Here is a 23,239-nt window from a genome sequence, read left to right as displayed (position 1 = left end):
TGCCGAAGGCTGCGCCTACAGTTGTTGCAATCGCGCTTCAATAAAGCGCCGCTCCGGCGTTTGTCGGGTCAATGACAATGCCCGTTCATATGCCGCGCGCGCCTCTTCTACTCGGCCCAACTGCCGACAGAATTCCGCCCGCGCCGAGTGCGCCAGGTGATAGTCCTGCAATTCGCCGCGATCCAGAATCGCATCAACCAGTGTCAGCCCCGCCGACACACCATCGCGCTTGGAAACCGCCACTGCGCGATTCAACTCGATGACTGGCGACGGCATTGCCCGCTGCAAAACGTCGTACAGACCGACGATCTGCTGCCAATCCGTGTCCGCCGCAGTCACCGCCTCGGCATGCACGGCGGCGATGGCCGCTTGCAGGCAATACGGCCCGAAGCGTCGAGTCGTCAGCGCCCGTTCCACCAGCGCACAACCTTCAGCAATCAATTCGGCGTCCCACAGTGAGCGATCCTGGTCATCCAGCAAAATCAGTTCACCCTCTTCAGAGGTGCGCGCCGGACGCCGCGATTCATGCAGCAACATCAGCGCGAGCAACCCCATGACCTCCGGCTCCGGCAGCAACTCCATTAACAACCGTCCAAGGCGGATCGCTTCATGCGTCAGGTCATCGCGGGTCAATTCAGGGCCCACGGACGCCGAATAGCCTTCGTTGAATACCAGATAGATCACGCGCAAGACGCTGTCGAGACGCTCGGGCAATTCGCTCAGGCCCGGCACTTGATAAGGGATTTTCGCGTCGCGGATTTTCGCCTTGGCGCGCACGATGCGCTGGGCAATGGCGGCCGGTGCCGACAGGAACGCCCGGGCGATTTCTTCCGTGGTCAGGTCGCAGACTTCGCGCAGGGTCAGCGGCACTTGCGCATCCGCCGCCAGCGCCGGATGACAACAGGTGAAGATCAGCCGCAAGCGATCGTCTTCCACATCCTCAACACTCCAGTCGGCCTGCTCCAGTTCATCCAGTTGTGCCAATAACAGCGGACGCGACGCCTTGAACCTTGCACGACGGCGCAACACATCAATGGCTTTGAAACGCCCGGTGGAGACGAGCCAGGCGCGAGGGTTATCCGGCACGCCGTCGCGCTGCCAGCGTTCGACCGCGACGAAGAACGCCTCGTGCAAGGCTTCTTCGGCGAGGTCGAAATCGCCGAGCAGGCGAATCAACGTCGCCAGAATCCGTCGCGAGTCTTTGCGATAGACCTGCTCGACCCGCGCCTGAACCGCCGTCATTCAGGGATTCAACTGGCGTACGGGACGCACTTCGACACAGCCCACCCGGGCCGCCGGAATGTCGCCGGCCACCTGAATGGCCTCGTTCAGATCCCGCGCCTCGATCAGGTAGAAACCGGCCAGTTGCTCTTTGGTTTCGGCGAACGGCCCATCGGTGATCGACAGCTTGCCGCCGCGCATGCGCACCGTCGTCGCCGTCTGCACCGACTCCAGCGCCTCGGCGGCAACCATGCGGCCGCTGCCTTGCACCGACTCGGCGTAGGCCATGCACTCGGCGTCTTCAGGGCTTTCCGGCAGCGAATGCAACAGGTGCTCATCGCTGTAGACCAGGCATAAATACTTCATGGCTTTCTCCTGAATCGAACGGATCAACTATGGACGAGGATCAGGGCTGCACGTCGAACAAAGTCGCGCCGCTCATCGGGTCGAACGGTGCCGACCAGTGCTCGTGCACGATTCGCCACGCCCCGCCGACTTGCCGGTAGCACGCGGTGGCGCGCATCCAGCAGCTCTGGGTTTCGCCCTTCTCATTGGTGCCGCCGCAGTTGGCGACCCAGTGAGCGAAAGCGATGTTGTCGCTGACTTCGATAGTGATGTCCTGGAATTCGAAAACATGCGGGCCGGGGCACATTTCCATGCACGCCAGCCAATGCTCGCGGTAAGCAGGTTTGCCCTTGAATTGCAGGGCTTTGATGGCATCGAACGAGAGGATGTCATCGGCGTACAGCGCCATGACTTTGTCCACGTCTTTGGCCATGACAGCCTGACGGTAGGTGTCGATCAACGTCTGGATTTGCGCTTGTGCGTTCATGGGTGTTCTCCGCTGTTTTTGTTTGAAGACACTTTTAGTCGTTCCAGGCGTGTGCGGATCGACAGACGAAATAAAAGATTTTCGCCATGGGCGGAATCGCTAGAATCGCTGGCTCATTGGTGATGCGAAAAGGATAGCCCCGTGACAACCCGACTTGTGCCCTACGACAGCCTGAATGCCCTGCAACAGCGACAGGTCGAGGCGATTGAGATCCATGCCGAACAGATCAGATTCTCGGGTGACATTCACGGTGCGTTGCACACCTTGTTGTCGAAACCCGGCCCGGGCGTGAAGGGTTTTGCGCTGCTGGCGGACGACGTGCCGGTAGCGTTCCTGCTGCTCAAACGCCCGCCAGTGCTGCCGGCCTGGGCTAATGAACACAGCGCGACGCTGCATGCGTTGCAGGTTGACCGGCGGGCGCAAGGCAGGGGTTATGGCAAGGCGTGCCTGCAGGGTTTGCCGCAAGTTGCGCTTGCGGCGTGGCCGGGGATCAAGGGGCTGGAATTATCGGTGGACGCCGACAATGAAGCCGCCATCGCGTTGTACGTCAAACACGGTTATGTCGACAGCGGCGAGGCATACAAAGGCCGGATCGGCTACGAACGCCGGATGTCCCTGACCTTCTGACAGCCGCCCCCGTTTAATAGCGTTCCCACGCTCTGCGTGGGAACACAGCACGGGACGCTCCGCGTTTCCAGCCTCGTGACGCGGAGCACAGCAGGCATTCCCACTCGGAGCACGGCAACGATCATTCACTCAGGGTCAGGATCATCTCGTGCCACGCCATGCCGCCGTGATCGGACTCGGACGGTTTGATGTAGGCGAATCCGAATCCGGCATATAACGGAATGTGCTGCTCCTTGCACATCAGGTGAATCGTCGCTTTGTTCAATCCGCGCATTCGCTCAATGAATTCGCCCAGCAAGCGCTTCGCCAGGCCTTGGCCCTGAAAATCCGGGTGTACGACCACCGACATGATCACCACGTTAGGCCCGGCCGGATCGTGGCCGATCAGTTCCTTGAAGGCTTCATCGGACATTTGCACGTCGAACGCCGCGCCGGAATTGATGAACCCGGCGACCACGCCGTCCACTTCGGCCACGATGAAACCGTCCGGCCAGGTGGCAATGCGCGTGGCGATTTTTTCGCGGGTGGCGGCTTCGTCGCCTTCATAGGCAACGGTTTCGATGGCGTAGCAACGATCCAGGTCGTTGGCGGTGACGGGACGGATGACGGTGGTCATGGCAGCTCGAAATCAGCAGGAGAAAGGCTGCCAATCATAAAGGAGAATCGGCACACCGCCTCGCCAATGCTCATTCAGGTTTGAGCGGCAGCCAGATCTCCAGCTTGCCGGTGTTGAGCTTCGGGTTGAAATCTTCGCTGTAACGCTCGAATTCCGGCGCATCCGCCGCTTCGCGCCCGGACTGAGGCAGCCAGGTTTTCCAGATGTGCTGAAAGGTTGCGGGCAACAAATCCAGCGAGCCCTTGTGCTCGAAGACCGCGTATTGCTGCGGCTGAATCTCGACCCAACGGTATTTTTCCGGCAGGTCATCGAGTTTGCTGATGGCCACGCCGGCGATGTATTCGAAGCCGCCCTTCCCGTCTGCATTGCAGCAGACACCGTAGGTCACTTCGTCTTTTTGGCCGGGAATCTTGCCCAGGTGCGGGATGAATTGTTCCCACAATTCGGGAATGCCGTCGGTGGTGTCCTGAGTAAATCGTCCACCAAGCCCTGCAATTAGCAGAAAATGCCCATGTTCGAAGCGAGGTTCAGTCACTTCGACGCGTGTTTGCTCATCCATGACTCGACTCCTGAAACGAAAAATGTGGGTTCGGCTGGGAGTATAGAAGCCAAACCCGATTCGTCTTGTTACAACGTGTGCAACGGCTCGACGGCACCCGAACCGACAAACTCGTTATAGCCTGAAAGGATCACGTAGACGGCGAAATAGCAGAAAATCGCCGCAGATGCCATGTAGGAGTAACGCAGCAGTTTGTCGCCGAGCAGCTTGCCGCCGTGACTCGCGGCGAAGCACAGGCCGGCCGACCAGAGCAATCCGGCGCACAGGAAACCACCGAGGAACAATGCCGAACTGGCCGGGCCACCGCCGCCTGAACGGGCAATCAGGGTGCCGCCCACCGCCGCGAACCACAAAATCGCGCTCGGCGATGACATGGCGAGGAAGATGCCACGGAAAAACTCTTTGCGATGGGAGTTGTTGCCCACTTCAGCAGACTCCGCCAGCAGCGCTTCGTGATGGATCGCCGAGTAAATCATCTTCGCCGCAAAATAGATCAGCAGCGCCGAACCGCCGATCCACAGCACCCAGCGCACGGTTTCGTATTGCAGCAGCACGGTCATCCCGGCCAGCGCCAGCACCGCGTAGATCAAGTCGCCAACGCAGGTGCCGAGCCCCAGGGCGAAGCCCTGAAAGTAACCGCGCTGCATCGCCAGGGTGATCATCGCAATGTTGGCGACGCCGATATCCAGGCACAACGAAAGGCTCAGCAAAAAGCCGCTGGTGAACTCCATTAAGCGTTTTCCTTGGGAAAAAATTGTTTACTCGGGCGCTGGACAGTATGCCATTACTGCCCTTATCTTCCGCCACAGGTCACCGCAGTGACCAGCGTCGCTCGGACGGTTCCGGGCGCTTACGTTATCCGAGGCAACAATGGCCGAACAAGGTTCGCCGCGCCGCTTTGCGCGCATTGATCGACTCCCCCCTTACGTTTTCAACATCACCGCCGAGCTGAAGATGGCCGCGCGACGTCGTGGCGAAGACATCATCGACTTGAGCATGGGCAACCCCGACGGGGCCACGCCGCCGCACATTGTCGAAAAACTCGTGCAAGTCGCCCAGCGTGACGACACCCACGGTTATTCCACGTCCAAAGGCATTCCGCGCCTGCGCCGGGCGATTTCCAATTGGTACAAGCAACGCTACGAGGTCGACATCGACCCGGAAAGCGAAGCCATCGTCACCATCGGTTCCAAGGAAGGTCTGGCGCATCTGATGCTGGCGACCCTGGATCAGGGCGACACGGTGCTGGTGCCGAATCCGAGCTATCCGATTCACATCTACGGCGCGGTGATTGCCGGCGCACAGGTGCGTTCGGTGCCGCTGATTCCCGGTGTGGATTTCTTTGATGAACTGGAGCGAGCGATTCGCGGCTCGATCCCGAAACCGAAAATGATGATTCTCGGTTTCCCGTCGAACCCGACCGCGCAGTGCGTGGAACTGGATTTCTTCGAGCGGGTGATCGCCCTCGCCAAGCAGTACGACGTGCTGGTCGTGCACGATCTGGCTTACGCCGACATCGTTTATGACGGCTGGAAAGCCCCGTCGATCATGCAGGTGCCGGGCGCCAAGGACATAGCGGTGGAATTTTTCACCTTGTCCAAGAGCTACAACATGGCGGGCTGGCGCATCGGGTTCATGGTCGGCAACCCGGAACTGGTCAACGCCCTGGCGCGGATCAAGAGTTACCACGACTACGGCACCTTCACCCCGCTGCAAGTGGCGGCGATTGCTGCGTTGGAAGGCGATCAGCAATGCGTGCGCGACATCGCCGAGCAATACCGGCAACGGCGCAATGTGCTGGTCAAAGGCTTGCATGAACTGGGCTGGATGGTCGAAAACCCGAAGGCGTCGATGTACGTCTGGGCGAAAATTCCCGAGGCTTACGCGCATCTGGGGTCGCTGGAATTCGCCAAGAAACTGCTGGCCGAGGCCAAGGTCTGCGTTTCGCCGGGCGTCGGGTTTGGTGAGTATGGAGACGATCACGTGCGCTTCGCCCTGATCGAAAACCAGGATCGCATTCGCCAGGCCGTACGCGGGATTCGCGGGATGTTCCGGGCCGATGGCCTGGTCGCAAAATCCACTACCTGACACCTATCCCCTGTGGGAGCGGGCTTGCTCGCGAATACGTCGTGTCAGTCGACACCGTTGCTGACTGAACCACCGCTTTCGCGAGCAAGCCCGCTCCCACATGGGGCTCCCGGTAATATTCGAAGGCACAAAAAAACCGCATCGCTGCGGTTTTTTTGTGGCCGCCAATCGCTTAGACGAACAGCGACAGCAACAGGATGAAGCCCAGGCCAACCACAGACAGGATGGTTTCCATCGCCGTCCAGGTCTTGAACGTCTCGGCCACGGTCATGTTGAAATACTGCTTCACCAGCCAGAAACCGGCGTCGTTAACGTGAGACAGGATCAACGAACCTGCGCCAGTGGCCAGCACCAGCAGCTCACGGTTGACGCCCGGAATCATCCCGACCACCGGCACTACGATGCCCGCGCCCGTGATGGTTGCCACGGTGGCCGAACCGGTTGCGATACGGATCACCGCCGCCACCAGCCATGCCAGCAGGATCGGCGAGATCTGCGCGCTGACCGCCATGTGGCCGATCACATCGCCCACACCGCTGGTCACCAGCATCTGCTTGAAGCCACCGCCAGCGCCGATGATCAGGATGATCGCGGCGGTCGGGGCCAGACTCGCGTCAAGCCATTTCAGCATCTGACTTGAACCGATGCCTTGCTTGTGGCCGAAGGTGTACAGCGACAGCAGCAATGCCAGCAACAGGGCGGAGATCGGGTGGCCGATCATGTCCATCCAGGTGCGGAAGAAGTTACCGTCCGGCAGCGCCACGTCAGCAAAGGTTTTCAACAGCATCAGGAACACCGGCAACAGCACGGTGATCAGGGTGATGCTGAAGCTCGGCAGATTAGCCGAATCGTTTTCACGGGCCAGTTGATCGACCAGTTCCTGATTCGGATGACCCGGGATGTGCTTGGCGATGAACGTACCGAAGATGGGACCGGCAATGATTGCAGTCGGTAGCGCAACGATCAGACCGTAAAGAATGGTCTTGCCGATGTCGGCACCGAACACGCCGATGGCCAGCAACGGGCCGGGATGCGGCGGCACCAGGCCATGCACGGCGGACAGGCCGGCGAGCAGCGGGATACCGATCTTGATGATCGACACACCGGTACGACGGGCAACAATGAACACCAGCGGAATCAGCAGCACGAAGCCGATTTCAAAGAACAACGGAATGCCCACCAGGAACGCGGCGAACATCATTGCCCACTGGACTTTGTCCTTGCCGAATGCGCGAATCAGGGTCTGGGCGATCTGATCCGCCCCGCCGGATTCGGCCATCATTTTGCCGAGCATGGTGCCCAGCGCGAGGATGATGCCGACGAAACCGAGCACGCCACCAAAGCCGTCCTGGAACGCTTTGATGATCGTGTTGATCGGCATGCCGGAGGTCAGGCCGAGGAACGCCGCGGCGATAGTCAGGGCAATGAACGGGTGAATCTTGAACTTGGTGATGAGGACGATAAGCCCGATCACCGTGACCACTGCATCAAGCAGCAGAAACGAGTCGTGGGACATGCCAAGCATGGGGGGTGTCTCCTGGTTGTTGTTGTTATTGAAGCGGGTTAATCAGAAGTCGCGAGGACAGCGCTGTCTGTTTCGACACACTCATCACGCCTGTTCCAGGCCATTGGCCTGCCACCAGACGTGGGCTTGCAGGGCAAGTTCTTCAACGCTGTGCACTGAGGCATTGAGCGGCAAGGTCAACGGCTCGCCCTTCGGTGACTCGAGGGTCGCGAACTGGCTTTCGATCAACGTGGCCGGCATGAAATGGCCCGGGCGGTGGGACACACGCTCGGCGGCTACTTCTGGCGTCAGTTCCAGGAACACAAAACCCAGGCCCGGCAAGGCGCTGCGCAGACGTTCGCGATAACTGTGTTTGAGAGCCGAACAGGTCAGCACCGGACGCTGGCCCGTGGCGTCGACGCGACGCAGCTCATCGCACAGGCTGTCGAGCCAGCCGGCACGGTCGTCGTCGTTCAGGGGAATCCCCGCGCTCATCTTTTCGATGTTGGCGGCTGGATGGAAAGTATCGCCTTCAATGGCAGTGGCGCCGCTTAAATGGCACAGGGCCTGGCTGACGCACGTTTTGCCGCAACCGGCAACGCCCATGATGACCAGGGCGGTGATGGAGTGATTCATGTAACACCTCAGCGCGCAGACAGCGCTACCTTTGCTAGCTATGACTCTAGTGCACAGGCAGAAGTTGCCGACGCCTTCTTGTGATTTTTTTGGGTTGCAGCAGGTTTGCGCCCAATGCCAAAAAGCGATTATCAGGCAGGACTTCGCTTACGCATTTGCAGCTGCATCAGGACAGCGCTACCTTAGTGCCTTGATTTTTGTTTGGCAAGCCGCCCGATGACCTCCCCTAAAAACGATAAAAACACTCGCACCACCGGCCGTCCCACCCTCAACGAAGTCGCGCGACTGGCCGGTGTCAGCCCGATCACCGCTTCGCGCGCCCTGCGCGGGGTCAGTACGGTCGCCACCGAACTGGTGGAAAAAGTCCGCAAAGCCGCTCTCGAACTCAACTACGTGGTCAATCCTGCGGCCCGTGCCCTGGCCTCGGCGCAGAGCCATTCGGTGGTGGTGCTCGTGCCGTCGCTGTCGAACCTGCTGTTCATTGACACCCTTGAAGCCATTCATCGCGTCTTGACGCCAAAAGGCTTCGAAGTGCTGATCGGCAATTTTCACTACTCCCGCGATGAAGAAGAAAAGCTGCTGCGCAACTACATGGCGTATCAACCGCGCGGCTTGCTGCTGACCGGGTTTGATCGCACCGAAAGCTCGCGACGGATGATCGAAGCCAGCCAGATTCCCTGCGTGTACATGATGGAGCTGGACAGCGCCGCCGGCCTCAATTGCGTCGGGTTCTCCCAGCTCAGTGCCGGCGAAACCGCTGCCGAACATTTATTGTCCCGTGGTCGCAAGCGCCTGGCTTACATCGGTGCGCAGCTCGACCAACGCACCTTGTTGCGCGGTGAAGGGTTCCGCAAAGCCTTGCAGAAGGCCGGACGCTACGATCCCGATCTCGAAGTGCTGACGCCACGCGCTTCTTCGGTGGGCCTGGGCGGCGAGTTGTTTTTGCAACTGCTGGCCGCACATCCGGACGTCGACGCAATCTTCTTCGGCAACGACGACCTGGCGCAGGGTGCGCTGCTCGAAGCCCTGCGTCACGGCATCAAGATTCCCGAACAGGTGGCGATCCTCGGCTTCAACGACCTGCCGATGTCGGAACACATGGTGCCGCGCCTGAGCAGCATCAACACCCCGCGCGAAGCCATTGGCCGCCGGGCTGCAGAGCAAATGCTGACGCTCATGGCCGGCAACACCGTGGCGCGCCCGGTGGAAGACATGGGCTTCGAACTGAAAATCCGCGAAAGCACGTAACGCCCGCTACCGATCGTTCCCATGCCGCGTGGGAACGAGCATCCCACGTAACAGGCATAATTCGTTAATTTGTAAGGGGTTGTTGCGATAATCTAGCGTTTTTTGCGTCTTCGTCGCCGATATTCACAATCCATGGATTCCGATAGCAAGCTAAGCTTCTCCATCAATAAAAAATGGATCAGCCTATGTCTGCTCAACCTTACGCCGCTGCGCAACGCGACGGCATCGACCCGATACGCGCCGCCCAGATTTCCGCCCGCATCGACCGACTCCCCGCTGTCGCGACAATTTGGCGTCTGGTCGCGCTGCTGTCTATCGGTGGTTTCTTCGAACTCTATGATTTGTTCCAGACCGCCTACATCAGCCCTGGACTGATCCGCGCCGGGATCTTTTTCACCGGTGATCAGGGCGTGTTCGGTTTCTCCGATCAGGCCGCGTTTGCCTCGGCGACGTTTCTCGGCCTGTTCCTCGGTGCCAGCCTGCTCAGCCCGTTGGCGGATCGCTTCGGACGCCGGGCGATCTTCACCTTCGCGCTGGTCTGGTACACGGTCGCCACGGTGCTGATGGGCATTCAAAGCGATGCGCTGGGTATCATCTGCATGCGTTTTCTGGTGGGCATCGGCCTCGGTATCGAGTTGGTGACCATCGACGCCTATCTCTCGGAACTGGTACCCAAGCGCATGCGCAGCTCGGCGTTTGCGTTCGCTTTTTTCGTGCAGTTCCTGTCGGTGCCAGCGGTGGCGCTGATGTCGTGGTGGCTGGTGCCGCAAGATCCGTTCGGCGTCGCCGGCTGGCGCTTTGTGGTGCTGGCCAGCGCGGTGTTTGCGCTGTTCATCTGGTGGCTGCGCAAACGGCTGCCGGAATCGCCGCGATGGCTGGCCCAGCAAGGTCGCTTCGATGAGGCGAGCCGGATTCTCGATGGCATCGAGGCGCGCTGCGAGAAAGACCACGGCCAACCCCTGGATGCGCCGGAACCGGTGGCCGTGGACGTTGAGGGCAAGGGCCGCTTCGCCGATATCTGGCAGCCGCCCTATCGCCGTCGCGCGTTGATGCTCATCGTTTTCCACGTCTTTCAGGCGATCGGCTTCTTTGGCTTCGGCAACTGGTTGCCGGCGCTGCTTTCAGGCCAGGGTGTCAGCGTTACTCACAGCCTGATGTACGCGTTCATCATCACCCTCGCCTACCCGTTGGGGCCACTGCTGTTCGTGAAATTCGCCAACCGCTTCGAGAACAAATGGCAGATCGTCGGCTCGGCGCTGGGCGCCGTGACCTTCGGCACATTGTTCGCGTTGCAGACAAGCGCGTTCGGCCTGATCTTTTGCGGCGTGATGATCACGTTCTGCAATGCGTGGCTGAGCTTCAGTTATCACTCGTACCAAAGTGAATTGTTCCCCACCAACATCCGCGCTCGAGCGGTGGGCTTCTGTTATTCGTTCAGTCGTTTGTCGACGGTGTTCAGTAGCCTGCTGATCGGTCTGTTCCTCGAACACCTCGGCACGCCGGGCGTGTTGGCGTTCATCGCCAGCAGCATGTTAATCGTGATGATCACCATCGGCTGGTTCGGCCCGCGCACGCGGAATCTGGCATTGGAGAACATTGCCCATCGTTGAACGGCGACGGTCATCCCCTGCCGCTCGTCGGCAAGGGATGGCCGCCCCACGGGCAACACTCGGATGCAACTCATTGATTTAAAAACATTTTACAGAGAGGCACGGTAATTGCTGTTATTGCACGGTCAGCCATTACCTACAGGTTCAATCATCATGTTGGTCAGCACAAAACAGCTGCAGATGATTCCATTGTCCAAGCGTGTCACCGAAGACCCGACAGCGACCGCCGCCGCCGGCCTGCAAGGTGGCCTGCACGGCGCCATGCTGCAAAGCCTGCAAAACGGTGTACAGACCCAGACCGCCGAAACCACCGCCAGGGTTCAACAATCGGCCACCGGCATCGCCACCCAGCAAGTCAACGAAGCCAAGCGCATCAGTGACAACGTTGATGAAGCGTTTGCCAAGACGCGGGTGGGCCTGCAGACCGCCGACGCCGCTGGCACCACCGGAACCTCGGCCACCGAGGCGTTCAAGGAATACATGAGCAAGACGCCGGAACAGCGTCTTCGCGACTCGATTCTGGACGAGATGGGTATTACCCAAGAAGAAATCGACGCCATGCCGCCGGAAAAACAACTGGCCATCGGCGAAGAAATCGCCCAGCGCATGCAGGACAAGATGCAATTGGCGCAGGCGGATAAGGAAGAATCCGGCAACAGCGTCAACAAGGACAACGAAGCCCTGGCGGACAAATTTCTCGCTTCACTGTAATTACCTGGCCGTATGAAACCTGCAGGAGCCGGGCTTGCCCCCGATAGCGATGGCTCAGTCGACTCGATGTTGAATGGGTTGGCGATTTCGCGAGCAGGCTCGCTCCTACAGGGATCCGCAATGGTTCACCGCATCCCCCTGTAGGAGTGATCAGTTCAGTTGCAACGTTTCGTTGAACTGGCTGATCGCATCCACCACATGCCGCGAGCCCTGCTGGATTTCCAGAATCACCTCCCCCGCTTCATTTGCCAGTTCCACACCCAATCCCGTTCGGCTCAGGCTTGATTGCATGCTCGACACCGCGCTCAAGGACAAGTCATGGTTCTTGCGCACCACGTCGACGATCTCCAGCGTCGCCTGACTGGTGCGTGCCGCGAGGCTGCGCACTTCGTCGGCGACCACGGCGAAACCACGTCCGTGCTCGCCCGCCCTCGCCGCTTCGATGGCGGCGTTGAGTGCCAGCAAATTGGTCTGGTCGGCAATACCGCGAATGGTCTGGACGATGGTGCCGATGATGTCCGACTGTTTGCTGACCGCATCGATGCTCACCGCCGCTTCGTTGAGGTCGCGAGAAATTTCCTGAATGATCTGCACCGTTTGCTGAACAACCTGTGAGCCTTTTTGCGCACAGGCGTCGTTTTGTACCGAGGTGCTGTGGGCCGATTCCGCAGCGGTCTGCAACGTGGTCATTTGATGGGTGATGTTGCTGGCGAATTTCACCACTTTGTACAGACGGCCCTTGGCGTCGAACAACGGGTTGTAGGACGCTTCGAGGTACACCGTCTCTCCGGCCTTGTTGCGCCGTTCGAAACGATGGGAGTGATACTCGCCGCGATTAAGCGACGCCCAGAACGCGCGGTATTGCGCTGACTCGGCTTCGGCCCGGTGGAGAAACAGGCTGTGGTGCTGGCCGACAATTTCACTGTGCGAATACTGCATGGTGCGCAGGAAGTTGTCGTTGGCCTTGATCACATTGCCTTCAGGGGTGAATTCGATCATCGCCATGGAACGACCAATGGCGGCGAGCATGCTTTCCTCTTCGTGCTCCTTGTTGATGCGCGCAGTAATGTCCGAGGCGACCTTGATCACACTTTTGACTTGGCGATCCGGGCCGAGCACCGGCATGTAACTGGCTTCGAGCCAGATTTCCTTGCCGCTTTTGTCCAGGCGCAGAAAAGTGCCGCTGACCGGTTCGCCGCGACTCAGATCGCGCCACAATCTGGCGTATTCCTCGCTGCGGTAAAACGCTTCTTCACAAAACATCCGGTGGTGTTTGCCCCGTACATCCCCGGCGCTGTAACCCATGGTCTTGCAGAAATTTTCGTTGGCATCCAACACGATGCCATCCGGGGAGAACTCGATCATTGCCATTGAGCGGCTGATCGCCGCGAGTCTGGCATTGGCTTCGTTCAAGTCAGCGTTGCAACGTTGAACTTCCAGCCGGTCAGCCTTGCTGTGCAGGTTGAACATGGTTGTATCACCTTTAGCGCGATCTTTTGATTGAGGAAAGTTTCGGTTCTTTCAAGATCCACCACAACGTTCCATGGAACAGGCACACGCATTCCTCCACGGGAGGAAGTTGTCAGGTGATAAATGATGTTTAATCCAGGCGTCGCGATCGCGCCGCCCTAATCAAGACATCCCTATCTTGATAGCCCGTGGACGGGCCAGCCCATGACGAATAACTTCCCTATTAAGACAGCTCCTTGTCGGTACAGTGTCTTGGTGCCTTTAGTTGCGCACTCTGGCAGCGTTAGTTCTGTTGGCTAACCGATACGGTCGACTTGGTTAGTTACGTCTGAGCATAGACAGCACAACCCGGCGCGCAAGGCCTAGTCGGCCAGTAATGAGCATTTTTGGCAGAAGAATCGTTTCAGCGGAACAAAAAAGCCGCGTAGGAGCTGCCGAAGGCTGTGATCTTTTGATTTTGAAGATCAAAAGATCACAGCCTTCGGCAGCTCCTACAGGGGTGTGAATTCGGGTTCCTGATAGACCGGGATCAGTGACCGAACACGTCGAGTTTTTTGGCTTTTTTCTCCGCGCGTTTTTCAATCGCAGTCTTGGCGGGTTTCTTCTTCGCGGCTTTCTTTGAATCCATACCTTTTGACATGATCGCGACTCCACTCAGGGGGATGTCAGATCAGGTATACACCTATCCGCGCGCGTGAGTTCTTTTATAATCGCCAACCTTGCCCAACCATAGCCATGCCCATGTCCGATACCCGATTCAATCAACTCGACGCCTTGTCCTGGCCGTTGATGAACAAGTTCTACCGGGCCCATCAGTCATCGATGAAAGCGGTGCGCGAGGCGCAATTGTGGGTGGCCCGCCGCGAGGGGATCGTCGCGGCATTATGCCTGCGGCCGGTGGCGGGCGGGCATTGGCTGACCGGGCTGTTTGTCGACCCGGCCTGTCGCAACAAAGGCATTGCTGCGCAACTGATCGCGGCGGCGGTCAAGGATGTGCAAGCGCCGGTGTGGTTGTATTGCCATCCCGATCTGCGCAGTTTTTACGAGCGCCAGGGTTTTACCGCCGACCCCGACATGCCCTACGCAATGGCCGAGCGCCTGAGCCGCTACGCACGCAGCAAACCCATGATCGCAATGGGGCGGGAGCGAACCGTCCCCTGTGGGAGCGGGCTTGCCCGGGAAGAGGCTGGTACAGCCAAAATTGATGTCGACTGATCTGACGCGTTCGCGGGCAAGCCCTGCTCCTACAGGGTTCTGCAGGAAATGGAAAAAATCGGTTAATCATCCGCTGCCGGATCAAGATCCGGAAACATCACCTCGGTAAACCCGAACTTGCTGAAATCGCTGATGCGCGAAGGGTACAGCCGCCCGATCAAGTGATCGCACTCATGCTGCACCACCCGGGCATGAAAGCCTGAAGCGACCCGCACGATCGGCTGGCCCTTGGGGTCGAAACCTTCGTAGCGAATCTGCTGATAACGCTCCACCGCACCGCGCAATCCTGGCACCGACAGGCAACCTTCGAAGCCCTCTTCCATCAGCGGATTCAGTGGCGTGATCAACGGATTGATCAGGATCGTCTGTGGCACCGCTTCGGCGTCCGGATAACGTTCGCTGTGCTCGAAACCGAAGATCACCAGTTGCAGGTCGACGCCGATCTGCGGCGCCGCGAGCCCAACCCCGCCGACACTTTCCATGGTCTGGAACATGTCGTCGATCAGTTGCCACAGTTCAGGGCTGTCGAACATTTCCGGTGGTACGGGCGGAGCGATGCGCAGCAAGCGCTCATCGCCCATTTTCAGGATTTCACGGATCATGGTCGGGCTTCGTCAGTATCCGGTGCCAGCGAGTGATCGCGTCCAAGGCCGGAAACGTGTTGTTTGGGATGCTCGCCGAGTTCACCGGGGACTTTCTCGCCCGAATCCTTGCCCTCGTTGGACATGTGCTCGATCACCGCATTCATCTCAGCCCCGAGTAGCAGCACGGCGGCGGAAATGTAGAAATACAGCAACAGCACGATGATTGCCCCGATGCTGCCATACATCGCGTTGTAGTTGGCAAACGTCTTCACGTAAAACGCAAATCCCAACGAAGCGATGATCCACACCATCACCGCCAACACTGAACCCGGCGTGATGAAGCGAAACTCCTGTTTGACATCGGGCATCACGTAGTAGATCAGTGCGACCGCGATCATCATCAAAATCACGATGGCCGGCCAGCGCGCAATCGTCCACACGGTGACAATGAAGTTTTCCAGCCCCACCTGCGCGGCGATCCAGCCCATGACCTGCGGCCCGAGCACCATCAGTGCGGCGGCGATCAGCAACATGCCGGCAATGCCGACGGTGTACACGATCGACAGCGGAAAACGCTTCCACAGCGGGCGGCCTTCAACCACGTCATACGCGGCGTTCATCGCGCTCATCATCAACCGTACACCGGCGGAAGCCGTGTACAGAGCGATAACAATACCGACCGAGAGCAAGCCACCCTTCGATTGCTGCAACTGGTCGATCACCGGATTGACCTGCTCCAGTGCCTGAGGCGGCAAGACCAGCTCCGATTGCAGGCGCAACCAGGAAAAAAAATCAGGCAAGTGCAGGAAACCGATCAGGGCGATCAGGAACAGAATGAAGGGGAACAGCGAGAACAGCATCTGGTAGGCCAGTGCCGAGGCGTAGGTCGACATCTCGTCGTCAACGAATTCGGTGACCGTGCGCACCATTACCCGGTGCAGGGGCAGACCTTTCATGTTCGGGAAAATCATTCGCGTCTCCTTTCGCCGCAGAACAGGTTCGAAGTCGTGGCGACTCAGGGGCCGTTTTCTCTCATCAAAGTAGCCCAACCTGGCGACTTTGAAACACTTTCATCAATGAATGCCAGTCAATGACACAAAAACGGCCATCCTTGGATGGCCGCTGCAGTCATTCGTTCAAGGCTGGATCAAGCCTTGTCGACGCCTTTTTTCACTGCGTCCTTGGCTTTACCCACCGCTTGCTGGGCTTCACCTTTTTTCTCTTGCACCACGCCTTCAGCGCGCATTTTATCGTTGTCGACAGCCTTGCCCACGCCTTGCTTGACGTTGCCGGCAGCTTCGTTGGCCATGCCTTTCACTTTATCGCTGGTGCTACCCATGGTGTTTCTCCTGGATCGTTTAGCGGACAGGAAAGTCTGTACGAAACGGTTGACTGGCCGCCTGCAACGCAAGTTTCATTTATTTCGCCGCTCATTTCGTCGCTGCGCGCAGGTTGCGCTTTATGTTTGCAGGCTTAGCCTTGAGAATGCGCAACCTATTGGCGCGAGGCGCCGAAGACCCGATCCCCGCAGGAATGTTATGAAACTCGATAAAAAGCTCGCCATCGCCCGCAGAAACCAGGAACTGGGCGGCGCCGTGCTCGGCGTCAACAACTGCCACTTCGCCGAGCTGAACCGCAACCGCAACATTTGGTGGTTCGACCTTCCGGTAACGCGGCTGGCGGTGGGCCAATACGAGTGGATTCACCTGTTGATGCACACGCCGGCCACGGATGAACTGATCCACCTGAAAGTGCCGACCGTGTTTCTGCGCGAGAAGCTCGAAGGGCTAGTGATTCGCAATGAAGGCAAGCGCAAGGCGGCGTTGAGCCTGGAATTGAGCGCGGACAAGGATTCGTACCTGCAGGACATGCGTCCGGCGGGCACCAACGTGAATTTCGCGCCGTTTCGTCAATAAAGCAAAAGATCGTCCGAACGCAGGCTCGGGCCACGTTCGGACGATCTTCTGACCTTCTTGTTATGCGGCGCTCTTCGCCTTGATCTTTTTCAATTCTTCATCGCGCAATTCTCGTCGCAGAATCTTGCCAACGTTGGTCGTCGGCAACGCATCGCGGAATTCCACCGAACGCGGCACCTTGTAGCCAGTGACGTTGGCGCGCATGTGCTCCATCACGGTTTCCTTGGTCAGCGTGACGCCCGGTTTGGCGACGATGAAAATCTTGATCGCCTCCCCCGACTTCTCGTCCGGCACACCAATCGCCGCGCACTGCAACACGCCCGGCAGGGTTGCCAGCACGTCTTCCAGTTCGTTCGGGTAGACGTTGAAACCGGAGACCAGAATCATGTCTTTCTTGCGGTCGACGATGCGCATGAAGCCATCCGGCTGGATCAGCGCGATGTCACCGGTCTTGAGCCAGCCTTCGCTGTCGAGCATTTCGTCGGTGGCTTCCTGACGCTGCCAGTAGCCCTTCATGACTTGCGGCCCCTTCACGCACAATTCGCCGATCTCGCCCAACGGCTGTTCAACGCCGGCATCGTCGATGATTTTGCACAGGGTCGACGGCACCGGGATGCCGATGGTGCCGATCTGGATGTGCTGGATCGGATTGACCGTGGCCACCGGACTGGTTTCGGTCATGCCGTAACCTTCGCAGATGGCGCAACCAGTGACCGCTTTCCAGCGTTCGGCCGCTGCCAGTTGCAGGGCCATGCCGCCGGACAGGGTGACTTTCAATGCAGAGAAGTCCAGTTTGCGGAAGGCTTCGTTGTTGCACAGCGCCACGAACAGCGTGTTCAAGCCAACGAACCCGCTGAACTTCCACTTCGACAGTTCCTTGACCATCGCCGGCAGATCACGCGGGTTGCTGATCAGGACGTTGTGGTTGCCGATCAGCATCATCGCCATGCAATGAAAGGTGAACGCATAGATGTGGTAGAGCGGCAGCGGCGTGATGAGGATTTCGCAACCTTCATTGAGGTTGGAACCCATCAGCGCCTTGCACTGCAACATGTTGGCGACGAGGTTGCGGTGGGTCAGCATCGCGCCTTTGGCAACGCCTGTGGTGCCGCCGGTGTATTGCAGCACCGCGACATCACCGCTGTGCGGATTGGCTTCGGCGACAGGCTGGCCCTGGCCTTTATTCAGCACGTCGTTGAACTTGACGGCTTTGGGCAGGTGATAAGCCGGCACCATTTTTTTCACGTATTTGATGACGCTGTTGATCAGCAGGCGCTTGATCGGCGGCAGCAGGTCGGCAACTTCGGTGACGATGATGTGCTTGACGCCGGTTTTCGGCACCACGGCTTCAGCCAAGTGCGCCATGTTCGCCAGGCACACCAGCGCTTTCGCACCGGAGTCGTTGAATTGATGTTCCATTTCCCGCGCGGTGTACAGCGGGTTAGTGTTGACCACGATCAGGCCGGCGCGGATCGCACCGAACACGGCAACCGGGTACTGCAACACGTTGGGCAACTGCACGGCGATTCGATCACCGGGCTGCAAATCGGTATGCTGCTGCAGATATGCGGCAAAGGCACCCGACAACTCGTACAGTTCACCGTACGTGATTGTCTTGCCCAGGTTGCTGAACGCCGGTTTATCGGCGAAGCGTTGGCAGGATTGCTTCAACACAGCCTGAATATTCGGATACTCGTCTGGATTGATGTCGGCAGCAATTCCAGCAGGGTACTTATCCTTCCAAAAGTCTTCGTTCATGGAAGCCCACTCCTCAGCAACGCGAATTCAGCACCGCATTTGATGCGATTATTATTGGTGTTTGTTTTAGGGTGAATCTGGCTTCGATTCAAGGCCGAGAAGTCCCAAAGCGCGCCGAGAGTAGCAGCTTTGGAATGGGTCGACCAGAGCCAAAAACGATCCAATCGGTCATTTTGGTGACTCAAGACTTTCTAGCAGTCATTTTAGAGCAAAGATCCTAGATGTCGCTGAAAGGCCTGAAATATCGGGGTGAAAACAAAAGACCGCAGCCTCCGGCAGCGCCTACAGGGGTCATGTGTTCCCTTGTAGAAGCTGCCGAAGGCTGCGGTCTCTTCGCTTTCAACGGTCAGGCGGTGTCGCGCAACTCACGCCGTAGAATTTTCCCTACAGGGGTCATCGGCAACGACTCACGCAAGACAATGTGCTTCGGCACTTTGTAGGCCGTGAAGTTTTCTTTGCAGTAGGCCTTGAGCTCTTCCAGGCTGACACCGGTTTCCCGGGCGACCACAAACAGCTTCACCGCCTCCCCCGAACGTTCGTCCGGCACGCCGATCACTGCGCAGTTGGCAACTTTCGGGTGAGCCATCACCACGTCTTCGATCTCGTTCGGGTACACGTTGAAACCGGAGACGATGATCATGTCTTTCTTGCGATCGACAATGCGCACGAAACCGTCGGGGTCAATCACTGCGATGTCGCCGGACTTGAACCAGCCTTCGGCATCCAGCACTTCGGCGGTGGCTTCGGGTTTCTGCCAGTAACCCTTCATGATCTGCGGGCCCTTGATGCACAACTCGCCCCGCTCGCCCATCGGCAGCTCGGAGCCATCGTCGTTGATGACTTTCAGCAGCGTGCCAGGCACCGGCAGGCCGACCGTGCCGAGTCGTGACAGCTCACCGTAGGGATTGGTGCAGGCCACCGGCGAGGTCTCGGTCAGGCCGTAACCTTCAGTGATGCGACAACCGGTGAGCTGCTCCCAGCGTTCGGCGGTGGCTTTGACCAGCGCGGTGCCGCCGGAGTTGGTGAGTTTCAGCGTGGAGAAATCCAGGGTCTTGAAGTCCGGATGCTCCATCAGCGCGACAAACAGCGTATTCAGCCCCAGCAACGCCGAGAACCGCCAGTTTTTCAGCTCCTTGATGAAGGCTCCGATGTCCCGGGGATTGCTGATCAGTACGTTGTGGTTGCCGGAAACCATCATGCACATGCAGTTCGCCGTGAACGCATAGATGTGGTACAGCGGCAGCGGCGCGATCATCACTTCCTGGCCTTCACGAATCAGCGGCTGGCCGTCGCTGCTGGTCTGCGCCATGCAGGCGCGTACTTGCTGCATATTGGCGACCAGATTGCCGTGGGTCAGCATCGCGCCCTTGGCCAGCCCGGTAGTGCCGCCGGTGTATTGCAGGACAGCGATGTCATCGAGGCCGACCTTCAACGGCTTGATGCCAAGCCCCCGGCCCATGCGCAAAGCGCTCTTGAAACAAATCGCCTGGGGCAGCGAATACGCCGGCACCAGTTTCTTGACCTTGCTGACCACGGTGTTGACCAGCCAGCCCTTGGCGGCGGGCATCAAGTCGCCCATCTTCGCTTCGATCAGATATTGGATATCAGTGTCCGCAAGCACTTCCTGAACCTTCTGCCCGAACAGGTTCAAGTACACCAATGCACGGGCACCGGAATCCTTGAACTGATGGCGCATCTCGCGCGCGGTGTACAGCGGATTGGTGTTGACCACGATCAGCCCGGCGCGCAAGGCACCGAATACGGCAATCGGGTAATGCAGCACGTTGGGCAACTGCACCGCGATGCGATCCCCGGGCACCAGGTCGGTGTGGGCTTGCAGATAACCGGCGAACGCAGCGCTCTGGCGTTCAAGTTCAGCGTAGGTCAGGGTCACGCCCATGTTGCTGAAGGCCGGGCGATCGGCGAATTTCTTGCAGGAACGCTCGAACACCTCGATCACCGACTTGAATTCAGCCATGTCGATGTCCAGGGGTACGCCCGCAGGGCGTTTGTCATTCCAGAAATCAGGTTGCATTGTTCTTGTCCTCTTTACCTGAGCCGATCCGGGCCGCTTTCTGTCATTTCTGTTTTATCCCTAAAAGCAGAAAGCGGAGCTTCACGGACACTAGCAGCTATGGCCAAACAGGCAAATATGGGCAATGGCGTCATTGATCGTGTGAATCTTCCTGCCGTGGTGTGGCCTGATCGGACGTTCGTCCGTGGATGCGCTATACATGCAGCGTCTACCTGCAAAGGAACCGTCATGGTCCACGATACTTTCTGGCTGGCGGCGAGTGATCGCAGCCGCCTCTTCGTCAATCAGTGGCTGCCGACAGCGCCGTTGAAAGCGGTGATCCTGCTGGCCCATGGCATGGCAGAGCACAGCGCGCGCTATGGCCGGCTGGCCGAGAAACTTTGCGAAAAGTCCTACGGCATTTATGCCCCTGACTTGCGTGGCCATGGCAAAACCGGCGAAAACGCTACGCTTGGGCATTTCGCCGATAACGACGGTTGGTGCAAGGTGGTGGGCGATCTGGCCACCCTCAATCAGCACATCGGTCAACAGCATCCCGGCGTGCCGATCATTCTTCTCGGCCACAGCATGGGCAGCTACCTTGCTCAGGCCTATCTGCTGCACCACAGCGCGAGTCTTCACGGGGCGATTCTCAGTGGCTCCAACTTTCAGCCCGTCGCGCTGTATGGCGCGGCGCGGCAGATTGCCCGACTGGAGAAATTGCGTCAGGGCGGCAAGGGGCGCAGTGCATTGATCGAGTGGCTGTCGTTCGGCTCGTTCAATAACAAATTCAAACCGGTGCGTACGCCGTTCGACTGGCTCAGCCGCGACCCGGCCGAGGTCGACAAATACGCCGCCGACCCGCTGTGCGGCTTCCGTTGCACCAATCAACTGTGGATCGACCTGCTCGGCGGGTTGCAGCAAATCAGCAAAGCGTCCAATCTCGCGCAGATCGATCCGGGCCTGCCGCTGCTGGTGATTGGCGGCGAATGTGATCCGGTCAGCGATGGCAAGCGTCTGACTGATCTGGCCAACGCTTTGCGCGCCGCCGGTAGCCAGAACCTGCATTTGAAGATCTACCCGCAGGCCCGGCACGAATTATTCAACGAGACCAACCGCGACGAAGTGATCGCCGACGTGCTGGCCTGGATCGACCAGGCCTTGAGCCGCCCACGGCCGCACCGCAGCGAATGATTATTTTTGTGGATTCATTCAGGAACCCAGACCGATGACTCAGGTTACCAACACCCCTTACGAAGCCCTCGAAGTCGGCCAGACCGCCAGCTACAGCAAGACCGTCGAAGAGCGTGACATTCAACTGTTTGCCGCCATGTCCGGCGACCACAACCCGGTGCACCTTGACGCCGAATTCGCCGCTGCCAGCATGTTCAAGGAACGCATTGCCCACGGTATGTTCAGTGGCGCGCTGATCAGCGCGGCCGTTGCGTGCGAACTGCCTGGGCCGGGGACCATTTATATCGGTCAGCAGATGAGCTTTCAGAAGCCGGTGAAAATCGGCGACACACTGACCGTGCGCCTGGAAATTCTCGAGAAGCTGCCGAAGTTTCGCGTGCGCATTGCGACTCGCGTGTTCAACCAGCGTGACGAGTTGGTGGTGGATGGCGAGGCCGAGATTCTGGCGCCGCGCAAGCAGCAGACCGTGACATTGCCGGTGTTGCCGGCGATCAGCATCGGCTGACATTCGCAACGGCAGTTCCCACACGGTTTACACCTGTTGGAGCTGCCGCAGGCTGCAATCTTTTGATCTCAGTCCCCCTTCCCCACCTGCACACTCGCCGTCATCCCCGAGCTCAAATTGATCCCCTCCGGCAAGTGATCAAAACGGATTTTCACCGGAATCCGCTGCGCCAGTCGTACCCAGTTGAACGTCGGTTCAACCTCGGCCAACAACTGCCCATCCGGCGTAGTGTTACGGTCGGTGATGCCACGACTGATGCTTTCGACATGTCCTTCCAACGGTTCACCCGCACTCATCAGCCAGACTTTCACCGGATCGCCGACGCGTATGCTCGGCAACTTGGTTTCCTCGAAATACGCCTGCACGTAGAACGTTGAATCATCGATCAACGCCATCACCGACTCCCCGGCGTTCACGTAATTGCCTTCAGCCAGACGCAGATTGGTGATGTGGCCGCTACGCGGCGCATGTACCTGGCTACGATCCAGGTTGATCTGTGCAACTTTCGCCTCCGCCTGCGCCTCGCGCAGTTCGCCACGGGCAATGCCGGCGTTGATCTGTGCGTTTTCGCGCAACTCGGCGCTGATTGCCTGCGGCCCAAGGGCGGCGCGGCGGCTGGCTTCGCGTTCACGCAACGTGAGCTGCTGCTGACGGGTCTGCACCACCGCTTGCGCCTTATCCAGGGCGGCTTCGAAACGGTCGCGATCGATACTCATCAACAAATCGCCGGCCTTCACCTGCTGGTTATCAGCAGCGTTCAAATGCTGCACCCAACCTGCCACGTCCGGGGCGATGACGACCACATCGGCGCGGATCCGCGCATCGCGCGTCCAGGGCGTGAGCATGTAGTACTGCCACAGCTTGAGGCCGGCAAAAATCGCCACCGCCACCAGGCACAGGGTTACCGCGACACGTACGGAAGTACGCATGA

23 protein-coding genes and 2 pseudogenes are annotated in these 23,239 nt (G+C 58.8%); 9 read left to right on the top strand and 16 right to left on the bottom strand.

What is annotated here, in order from left to right:
* Positions 1 to 15: 15 nt before the first annotated feature.
* From GIW69_RS02320 to GIW69_RS02310, 3 genes are read right to left on the bottom strand one after another with little or no spacing between them, the layout of a single operon-like run.
* Entirely contained in the window at positions 16 to 1,242 is a 1,227-nt protein-coding gene (locus tag GIW69_RS02320) for an RNA polymerase sigma factor (RefSeq protein WP_236480524.1), read from the bottom strand.
* Entirely contained in the window at positions 1,243 to 1,587 is a 345-nt protein-coding gene (locus GIW69_RS02315; protein WP_236480523.1) for a YciI family protein, read from the bottom strand.
* 40 nt (positions 1,588 to 1,627) lie between these two features.
* Positions 1,628 to 2,053 (bottom strand): nuclear transport factor 2 family protein, encoded by a 426-nt coding sequence (locus GIW69_RS02310; RefSeq protein WP_236480522.1) that lies wholly within the window; start codon positions 2,051 to 2,053, stop codon positions 1,628 to 1,630.
* Between the two features lie 141 nt (positions 2,054 to 2,194).
* On the opposite strand from GIW69_RS02310, the gene GIW69_RS02305 reads away from it, so the two are divergent.
* Positions 2,195 to 2,680 (top strand): GNAT family N-acetyltransferase, encoded by a 486-nt coding sequence (locus GIW69_RS02305; RefSeq protein ID WP_236480521.1) that lies wholly within the window; start codon positions 2,195 to 2,197, stop codon positions 2,678 to 2,680.
* Between the two features lie 121 nt (positions 2,681 to 2,801).
* On the opposite strand, the gene GIW69_RS02300 is transcribed toward GIW69_RS02305, so the two are convergent.
* The 3 genes from GIW69_RS02300 to GIW69_RS02290 all read right to left on the bottom strand — a co-directional run bounded on the left by GIW69_RS02300 (position 2,802) and on the right by GIW69_RS02290 (position 4,586).
* A complete protein-coding gene (locus GIW69_RS02300; protein WP_236480520.1) occupies positions 2,802 to 3,296 on the bottom strand; it encodes a GNAT family N-acetyltransferase in 495 nt (164 codons plus the stop codon).
* Between the two features lie 70 nt (positions 3,297 to 3,366).
* Complete coding sequence (locus tag GIW69_RS02295; protein ID WP_236480519.1) at positions 3,367 to 3,855, bottom strand: GyrI-like domain-containing protein; 489 nt, start codon at positions 3,853 to 3,855, stop codon at positions 3,367 to 3,369.
* 68 nt (positions 3,856 to 3,923) lie between these two features.
* Positions 3,924 to 4,586, bottom strand: a complete 663-nt coding sequence (locus tag GIW69_RS02290) for a LysE family translocator (protein ID WP_236480518.1) — start codon at positions 4,584 to 4,586, stop codon at positions 3,924 to 3,926.
* Between the two features lie 139 nt (positions 4,587 to 4,725).
* Between GIW69_RS02290 and alaC the strand changes: the two genes are divergently transcribed.
* A complete protein-coding gene (gene alaC, locus GIW69_RS02285) occupies positions 4,726 to 5,943 on the top strand; it encodes an alanine transaminase (protein WP_236480517.1) in 1,218 nt (405 codons plus the stop codon).
* Between the two features lie 172 nt (positions 5,944 to 6,115).
* Here the strand turns inward: alaC and GIW69_RS02280 are convergent, their stop codons facing one another.
* Entirely contained in the window at positions 6,116 to 7,468 is a 1,353-nt protein-coding gene (locus GIW69_RS02280) for a GntP family permease (RefSeq protein ID WP_236480516.1), read from the bottom strand.
* 84 nt (positions 7,469 to 7,552) lie between these two features.
* Positions 7,553 to 8,083: a gluconokinase gene (locus GIW69_RS02275; RefSeq protein ID WP_236480515.1), complete on the bottom strand. Its 531-nt coding sequence runs from the start codon at positions 8,081 to 8,083 to the stop codon at positions 7,553 to 7,555.
* Positions 8,084 to 8,299: 216 nt separating this feature from the next.
* On the opposite strand from GIW69_RS02275, the gene gntR reads away from it, so the two are divergent.
* From gntR to GIW69_RS02260, 3 genes are all read left to right on the top strand, one after another.
* Entirely contained in the window at positions 8,300 to 9,331 is a 1,032-nt protein-coding gene (gene gntR / locus GIW69_RS02270; protein ID WP_236480514.1) for an HTH-type transcriptional regulator GntR, read from the top strand.
* Positions 9,332 to 9,516: 185 nt separating this feature from the next.
* Positions 9,517 to 10,941, top strand: coding sequence for an MFS transporter (locus GIW69_RS02265; RefSeq protein ID WP_236480513.1), 1,425 nt, complete (start codon positions 9,517 to 9,519; stop codon positions 10,939 to 10,941).
* Between the two features lie 153 nt (positions 10,942 to 11,094).
* Complete coding sequence (locus tag GIW69_RS02260) at positions 11,095 to 11,652, top strand: hypothetical protein (protein ID WP_236480512.1); 558 nt, start codon at positions 11,095 to 11,097, stop codon at positions 11,650 to 11,652.
* Between the two features lie 150 nt (positions 11,653 to 11,802).
* Here GIW69_RS02260 and GIW69_RS02255 read toward each other — a convergent pair.
* A pseudogene (locus GIW69_RS02255) lies at positions 11,803 to 12,234 on the bottom strand (methyl-accepting chemotaxis protein); the annotation flags it as partial.
* A 117-nt stretch (positions 12,235 to 12,351) separates the two neighbouring features.
* Positions 12,352 to 13,122: pseudogene (locus GIW69_RS02250) on the bottom strand (PAS domain-containing protein); the annotation flags it as partial.
* Positions 13,123 to 13,863: 741 nt separating this feature from the next.
* Between GIW69_RS02250 and GIW69_RS02245 the strand changes: the two are divergent.
* Positions 13,864 to 14,337 carry a GNAT family N-acetyltransferase gene (locus GIW69_RS02245; protein ID WP_236480511.1) on the top strand — a complete coding sequence of 158 codons (474 nt, stop codon included), beginning with the start codon at positions 13,864 to 13,866 and terminating at the stop codon, positions 14,335 to 14,337.
* A 62-nt stretch (positions 14,338 to 14,399) separates the two neighbouring features.
* Here the strand turns inward: GIW69_RS02245 and def are convergent, their stop codons facing one another.
* From def to GIW69_RS02230, 3 genes are all read right to left on the bottom strand, one after another.
* Positions 14,400 to 14,939, bottom strand: a complete 540-nt coding sequence (gene def / locus GIW69_RS02240) for a peptide deformylase (RefSeq protein ID WP_236480510.1) — start codon at positions 14,937 to 14,939, stop codon at positions 14,400 to 14,402.
* Positions 14,936 to 15,892, bottom strand: a complete 957-nt coding sequence (locus tag GIW69_RS02235) for a YihY/virulence factor BrkB family protein (RefSeq protein WP_236480509.1) — start codon at positions 15,890 to 15,892, stop codon at positions 14,936 to 14,938. Before GIW69_RS02235 ends, def begins: the two co-directional genes overlap by 4 nt.
* 176 nt (positions 15,893 to 16,068) lie before the next feature.
* The gene (locus GIW69_RS02230) at positions 16,069 to 16,260 is read right to left on the bottom strand and encodes a CsbD family protein (RefSeq protein WP_236480508.1); all 192 of its coding nucleotides are present in this window, start codon (positions 16,258 to 16,260) and stop codon (positions 16,069 to 16,071) included.
* Positions 16,261 to 16,459: 199 nt separating this feature from the next.
* Between GIW69_RS02230 and GIW69_RS02225 the strand changes: the two genes are divergently transcribed.
* Positions 16,460 to 16,837 (top strand): hypothetical protein, encoded by a 378-nt coding sequence (locus tag GIW69_RS02225; RefSeq protein WP_236480507.1) that lies wholly within the window; start codon positions 16,460 to 16,462, stop codon positions 16,835 to 16,837.
* Between the two features lie 60 nt (positions 16,838 to 16,897).
* Here GIW69_RS02225 and fadD1 read toward each other — a convergent pair whose 3' ends face one another.
* The gene (gene fadD1 / locus GIW69_RS02220; protein WP_236480506.1) at positions 16,898 to 18,595 is read right to left on the bottom strand and encodes a long-chain-fatty-acid--CoA ligase FadD1; all 1,698 of its coding nucleotides are present in this window, start codon (positions 18,593 to 18,595) and stop codon (positions 16,898 to 16,900) included.
* A gap of 346 nt (positions 18,596 to 18,941) precedes the next feature.
* Positions 18,942 to 20,630 carry a long-chain-fatty-acid--CoA ligase FadD2 gene (fadD2, locus tag GIW69_RS02215; protein WP_236480505.1) on the bottom strand — a complete coding sequence of 563 codons (1,689 nt, stop codon included), beginning with the start codon at positions 20,628 to 20,630 and terminating at the stop codon, positions 18,942 to 18,944.
* Between the two features lie 228 nt (positions 20,631 to 20,858).
* Here fadD2 and GIW69_RS02210 point away from each other — a divergent pair, with 228 nt between their 5' ends.
* Both GIW69_RS02210 and GIW69_RS02205 read left to right on the top strand, forming a co-directional pair.
* Positions 20,859 to 21,803, top strand: a complete 945-nt coding sequence (locus GIW69_RS02210; protein ID WP_236480504.1) for an alpha/beta hydrolase — start codon at positions 20,859 to 20,861, stop codon at positions 21,801 to 21,803.
* 34 nt (positions 21,804 to 21,837) lie between these two features.
* Entirely contained in the window at positions 21,838 to 22,308 is a 471-nt protein-coding gene (locus GIW69_RS02205; protein ID WP_236480503.1) for a MaoC family dehydratase, read from the top strand.
* A gap of 68 nt (positions 22,309 to 22,376) precedes the next feature.
* On the opposite strand, the gene GIW69_RS02200 is transcribed toward GIW69_RS02205, so the two are convergent.
* Entirely contained in the window at positions 22,377 to 23,237 is an 861-nt protein-coding gene (locus tag GIW69_RS02200; RefSeq protein WP_236480502.1) for an HlyD family secretion protein, read from the bottom strand.
* Between the last annotated feature and the right edge of the window lie 2 nt (positions 23,238 to 23,239).

The sequence above is a fragment of the Pseudomonas syringae genome, assembly GCF_021605415.1.
GTDB lineage: Bacteria > Pseudomonadota > Gammaproteobacteria > Pseudomonadales > Pseudomonadaceae > Aquipseudomonas > Aquipseudomonas syringae_S.
This window is presented reverse-complemented; position numbering and strand designations above follow the sequence as displayed.